1 protein-coding gene and 2 pseudogenes are annotated in these 1,691 nt (G+C 78.5%); all 3 read left to right on the top strand.

The features are described from left to right. Positions 1-791: pseudogene (locus ACYVI6_RS18635) on the top strand (hypothetical protein); the annotation flags it as partial. Next, complete coding sequence (gene sigM, locus ACYVI6_RS18630; protein ID WP_460447783.1) at positions 788-1,414, top strand: RNA polymerase sigma factor SigM; 627 nt, start codon at positions 788-790, stop codon at positions 1,412-1,414. The pseudogene ACYVI6_RS18635 and the gene sigM, both read left to right, overlap by 4 nt. After that, positions 1,411-1,691: pseudogene (locus tag ACYVI6_RS18625) on the top strand (hypothetical protein); the annotation flags it as partial. The gene sigM and the pseudogene ACYVI6_RS18625, both read left to right, overlap by 4 nt.

The raw sequence follows: 1,691 nt of genomic DNA, 5'->3' as shown, positions 1-1,691 counted from the left end.
CGGGCGTCGACGCACCGCCGGCACAGCCCGCCCCGCGCGCACCGAGGCGCCCTCGGCAGGCCCCGGTCGCGCTCGGCGGCCTGGGCGACGTGCTCGGCCTCGCCGACGGTGACGACCGCCCGGCGCGGCCGCGTCCCGAGCGCGGCGACGACGACCCGCGGCAGAGCCGCACCGTCATCGTGGTCGTCGCCGTCTTCGTGGTCGTGTTCCTGCTGCTCGCCTGGAAGGGCCTCAGCGGTCTGGGCGGCGACCCGACCGGTGCCGCGCCCGCACCGACGGTCAGCCGCACGCCGTCCGCGACGGCGACGCCCAGCGCGACGCCGACCGAGACCCCGAGCGAGACCCCCAGCCAGACCCCGACGGGCGGCCCGATCGAGATCGCCTCGGCCACCGGGTTCGACCCCGACGGCGACGGCTCGGAGAAGGACGACGACGCCGACAGGGCCACCGACGGCGACCCCAGCACCTCGTGGACGTCGGAGCGCTACAAGTCGGCGTCGTTCGGCGGCCTGAAGCCCGGCGTCGGCCTGCAGCTGCGGCTCGACGGCGAGCAGCGGGTGTCGGAGGTCGTCGTCGACGTCGGCGGCGAGGGGTCGACCGTGCAGCTGCGCACGGCCGACGGCGACGACCTGGGGTCGAAGGTGCTCGCCGAGCAGCAGGACGCCTCGGGCACAGTGACGCTGGAGCCCGACGAGCCGTTCGAGGCCGACACGCTGGTCGTCTGGTTCACGCAGGCTGCCGCGATGGACGGCGGGTTCCGGGCCGAGGTCGCCGACGTGCAGGTGCGGTGACCGGCCCGGCCCCGGACGCCGTCCCCGACGCCGAGCTGCTGGCCCGGCACGTCGCGGGCGACCCGGAGGCCTTCGCCGAGCTCGTGCGCCGGCACCGCGACCGGCTGTGGGCGGTGGCCGTGCGCACGCTCGGCGACCGCGAGGAGGCGGCCGACGCGCTGCAGGACGCGCTGCTGTCGGCGTACCGCCGGGCGGCCGGCTTCCGCGGCGAGGCCGCCGTCACCACCTGGCTGCACCGCATCGTGGTGAACGCGTGCATCGACAGGGTGCGCCGCCGCCGCCCCACCGTCCCGCTGCCGGACGCCGAGCCGGCCGACCCGCGCGACGCGCACGAGGCCACCGTCACCGCCCTCGACGTCCGGGCCGCGCTCGACCGCCTGCCCGAGCACCAGCGCACCGCCCTCGTGCTCGTCGACGTGCACGGCCTGTCGGTCGCCGAGGCGGCGGCGGTGCTCGAGGTGCCCGAGGGCACGGTGAAATCGCGCTGCGCCCGGGGCCGCACCGCGCTCGCGCCGCTGCTCGCCCAGCACGCACCCGGCGCCGAGCGGAACCGTGAGGCCGACCCCGGCGTCCGACCGGTGCAGGGCGCACGCCCGACGACGACCGAGGGAGGACGCGCGTGACCGATCAGCCGCGCGACCCCCGTCTCGCCGTGCCCGAGGGCGACGAGCCCGACCTCGACGGTCCCGCGCTCGCCGTGCGCGCCGCGCTGCGGGCACTGCCCGACCCCGGTCCCCTGCCGACCGACGTCGCCGCCCGGCTCGACGCCGCGTTGGCGGGGCTCTCGCCCGCCGACGTCGAGGCCCCTGACGACGCGCCCCCCGGCGCACCGGCCCCGGACGCGACGGTCACCGTGCTGCCCGCGCTGCCGGCGCGGCCCGAGCGGCGACGCCGGGTGCC

This window comes from Angustibacter aerolatus (assembly GCF_054776675.1).
This window is presented reverse-complemented; position numbering and strand designations above follow the sequence as displayed.